This is a genomic window from Microcystis sp. M44BS1 (assembly GCF_020244875.1).
In the GTDB taxonomy this organism is placed as follows: Bacteria; Cyanobacteriota; Cyanobacteriia; order Cyanobacteriales; family Microcystaceae; genus Microcystis; species Microcystis panniformis.
Genome location: NZ_JADBVM010000163.1, coordinates 1 through 4,196, shown reverse-complemented (window position 1 = coordinate 4,196; position 4,196 = coordinate 1). Strand labels below are relative to the sequence as shown.

Below are 4,196 nucleotides of genomic sequence, written 5' to 3'. Positions count from 1 at the left end.
CTGGTCTTGGCTGTCTATATTTTAACCAATAAATTGCTGTATTGCAAGCATAGTCAGCTTTTAAAGATAAATTATTGTTTTATTGGTCAGCAATAATTGTCTGTTTTTTCTTTAATTTTACATGACAAGTTCGGAAGAGCCTAATTCATTGGCGGAGTGAATTTTTCAGGAAACCGTGTATATGAAAATTGACAAAGATCATGTATTTTTCAAAGTTACTCCTATCATCATAGGATTGATAAGTTTATTCATTGCTCATAAAAGCCTCCAGAACAGTAGTACGAGTATCCGTATAGCGTGTGAACAGCATTCTGAGCTTAAGTCTTGTCGCTCACAATCTACACTTGTTACGGAAAAACCTCAAGAGTTAATTTTCAAACGGCCTAGTCAAGAAACCCTTGAGCAACCAGAAACGGCTCTTGGTAGTCCAATATTCCTTGTGCCTGACAAACACTCAATGGACTTTTAGGAGAACCTTATTTGTCAGGAAAACATGACTTTTTTGTTGCTGGGTCCAAATGGCATTATTTTAGTTGTTACAATGTCTTACAATCGGTATAATTACTTCCAGAACGTCTAAAGGAGGAGAAAATGGAAAACTTTTTCTATAAAACGGGACGCTATTTGGGTATGCTAGGTGTAGCTTGGCTTTTTGCTGTTGCGCCCCTATATCCTTCTAACGCTTCCCCCCAAGTTAAGTTTGTGTGCGGGAAACAGAGCGGAGCACCAACCACTTTTGGTATCAGCCCTCAATGGGGAAACCAGCCTCGTGCATTAATTAAATGGTACAACAACGTCGGTAAAGATGCCGGCGAAACTCCCGAAAGTCGGTGTAGCAAAGTGACATACAATCTTAATAAACATTTTTCTCAGGGGGGACAGTTCATTACCTATGGCTTCATGAATAATAATCCTGTTGTTTGTACTACAAACGAAGAGGGTAAAGGGTGTAACAATTTATTATTTACCTTGGACGGTAGCACCTATGGGTGGCGTGGACAATGGACAGAACAGCCCAAAGACGTACTTAAAACTCTTTTTGCTCTTAGTGATATGAATATTGCTCCCTCTCCTTTAATTCAGTCATGTCGCTTAGTAGTTGATACTAATGCTGTTCTAATGAATAAAACTATCAAAGCGTCTTGCCGATAACCTAATTGTGTTGTTTTTTTGTAATACATGAAGTTTATTAACTGGATGCACTCCTTTGTTTTGCTAAAAGTTTGTGTTGTTGTGTTAGTTCTCAATCCTTCGGCACAAGCTTTTGGTTTTTTAGACAATAAACCGCTTTTAATGTCTGAGGAGAAACAGGAGAAATTCTTGCCTGAAGAGCAAATTCATGATCTCTCCGAGCAAATTACGGTTAGAGTCTTTGGTGTCGATTCTAAAGCATGGGAGAATACACAATCGAATGCAATCAAAGCCAGTGGTTCAGGCGTAATTGTGGACAAGCAAGAAGTAAAGGTAAAAAAAGGTTCTTTGTTTCTTTATTTTGTCTTGACAAATAATCATATTTCTTCTCAGAGTAAAGAGTTTTATATTAAAACGCCCGATGGTTTGGTTCATAAGGCTTTTGTTCACCCAACGGCCAAATTTCAAAAAAATAATGTTGAGATTGATTTAGGGTTGTTAGGCTTTTATACTCCCTACGATTATGAAAAAGCAGTGATTGGAACATCAGATAAAATAGAGGATGGAAGCAAACTTTTTGTAACTGGTTTTCCTTGCAATGTTTCAAGTGAAATTATTGATTGTCCAGCTAAATTCACTTTTCAAGCGGGTAAGGTTTTTAAATCTCCTAAACTTTTAAAAGATGGTTATCAACTGGGATTCACTAATCTAGTATCAGAGGGCATGAGTGGTGGTGCAAACCTTGATATTCAAGGGAAACTAATAGGCATTACAGGTAGAAGGTCTAGTCAGGTTGTTGATGTCCCTCAATATCAATATGCAGATCAATCTGTTGTTCCTGACATTATTAGAGATAACGCCCCTCTAGCATTAGGATTACCAATAGAGCATTATTCCAGCTTGGATCGTGAGAAGTTGTTAAGGGACTTCATTAAAAAAATTTCGCCATTGTCTCAGAGTTTTGAACCACTTTACTTCTTAAACAAAAATCAGGTTAAAAGTACTGTTTTATTGCCAGATGAATCTTCGCACAACTCCAGTTTTTTTTTACAAAATAGCTTGTTTGTCAAGGTTGGAATAGTTATAACATTATTAGGCTCACTGGTGTTTTGTGTTTATCGGTTTAGAAGAAAAAAAACATTTTTGGCTGAGTTTCACATATATCAAGATCAAAATCAATGTTCTCAAAACCAATGGTATATTGGTCAAAGCCAATGGTGCATTGATATTAAAATTTCTCCTGACAATAATTGCGTTCAAAACAGTTTTAATGATAATTTGAGCCTTCGCGATTTTCTTAAAAACGGTTATGAATTTACAACTTCTGAAAGCTATGTTAGAGTTTGTCCATCGCCACAAGATTTTTCTAACCAATCTCTCAACCTTTGTTCTATTAAAGCAACTATTCTATACCCAATTAAACAAAAACACTATTCCATTGAACCTGAATATATTAGAGGCAAAACGATATTTAAACTTTATAAGACAAGTACTAAGGATTTGGTAATAATAAGTTTCATGTATGATCCTAAGGGAGTATCTCATTTATGTAAGTGAGTAATTATACTTATCCCTAAAACTGGTTTCCAGCAAGGCTTTCAAAATAGCTTGACATAAAAACCTGATTTAGGGGTTACAAAGGTGAGATGCTCCCGATCCTAATTATAGAAATCAACTTATTCTTACTCATTAACGCTGACAAAAGACATGCTTAACAAAACTCATTTCGTCCATTTATTAAATCTGCTACTTGTTACGATATATTGTGTCGGATGTCAGTCTCAAAAAAATAAAGATTTTCCGCAAGCAGGCAATTATAGTCAACCGACTGTTTACACAAACACTACTGAAGTTAGTAATACTCCACAAATCAAAGGAATAGGGAAAATTGGTTCAGGAGTTGTTATTGCCAAAGACGGTGATGAGTATTACGTTTTAACGGCAAAACATCTTGTTAACACTGAACCTGGAAAAATTGACGATCCTTATAAAATCTATTTTTCAGATGGAAATAAATATAAAGAAGAATACAAAATTGACTATTATAGCAATGTATTTCTCAGCGAAAATGAAAATCCATCAATTGATTTGGCATTAGTTAAATTCAAAAGCAATAAAAATCACCCTATTTCCACTTTTAATCGAAATATTGTGCGTCAAGAAGACGTAGCTATTTCTGGCTGGAAATCTTGTGCTAATCAGCCAACATATGAATTAACTACTGGAAAAGTAGAAGCCGTTCTAAGTCCTTCAAAAAGTCAAGATGGACGTAACATTAACTATAGCAATCCTACAATCGAAGGAATGAGTGGAAGTGGGGTTTTTAATTCAAAAAACGAGTTAGTTGCTATTCATTCGGCTGCAAAGAAATCTGTACAATATGATAAGGAAAGTTGCCCTAAATTAGATAAGTTGTATGGAGATAATTTAGGCGTGTCTATCAAAAGTTTTCTCGAATCAGATTTGTTTAAAAAACTGCCTAAAGGTTCTTACAAAATTTCTAGCGATTCCTCTAATGCTCAAGACAGTCCAATCACAGAAAATACTCCACAAAGCCCAAGTAATGATCAACCTACTGGTATTTTTAAGCGACCAAAATCCTTCAAAGACTAGGAGCGATCACCCTCTTTGGGATGTTCATTATTAGCAAATCCCTGAGTCTATAACCCAAGGGAGAAAAAGCGATCAGACTATAATAGAGAAAATTTCACTTTAACCTGAGAAAATTCATTATGAAAGCCACTATTGAAGACATTCGGGCAATACTAAAGGAATTAGCTCAATCCCAACAAGAGTTATCCCAAGCTCAAAAAGAAACAGATAAGCAAATTAACAGAGTTAGTCAGCAGATTGGGGAGTTAGGCAATCGTTTAGGAGAGTTTGTCGAGTGGCAAGTGCGTCCTGCGGTGGTGCGTCTGTTTCAGGAGCGGGGTATTGATGTGCATGAGTTTCACCCTGGCATTTCGGTAAAACGGGATAATGAGGGTTTAGAGATTGATCTATTGGTAGTGAATGATACCGATGCCATTTTAGTGGAGGTCAAAAGTAAGTTAACTCAAAGGGAT

At 36.2% G+C, this 4,196-nt stretch carries 4 protein-coding genes; all 4 read left to right on the top strand.

From position 1 onward, the window contains the following. Nucleotides 1-591: 591 nt before the first annotated feature. Nucleotides 592-1,152, top strand: a complete 561-nt coding sequence (locus tag IM515_RS13230; RefSeq protein ID WP_287629105.1) for a COP23 domain-containing protein — start codon at nt 592-594, stop codon at nt 1,150-1,152. Nucleotides 1,153-1,179: 27 nt separating this feature from the next. Continuing rightward, complete coding sequence (locus IM515_RS13225; RefSeq protein WP_287629106.1) at nt 1,180-2,688, top strand: S1 family peptidase; 1,509 nt, start codon at nt 1,180-1,182, stop codon at nt 2,686-2,688. Between the two features lie 150 nt (nt 2,689-2,838). Beyond that, nucleotides 2,839-3,744 (top strand): S1 family peptidase, encoded by a 906-nt coding sequence (locus IM515_RS13220; RefSeq protein WP_287629107.1) that lies wholly within the window; start codon nt 2,839-2,841, stop codon nt 3,742-3,744. Nucleotides 3,745-3,863: 119 nt separating this feature from the next. Continuing rightward, a partial coding sequence (locus IM515_RS13215; protein WP_287698023.1) for a DUF3782 domain-containing protein occupies nt 3,864-4,196 on the top strand: 333 nt, incomplete at its 3' end.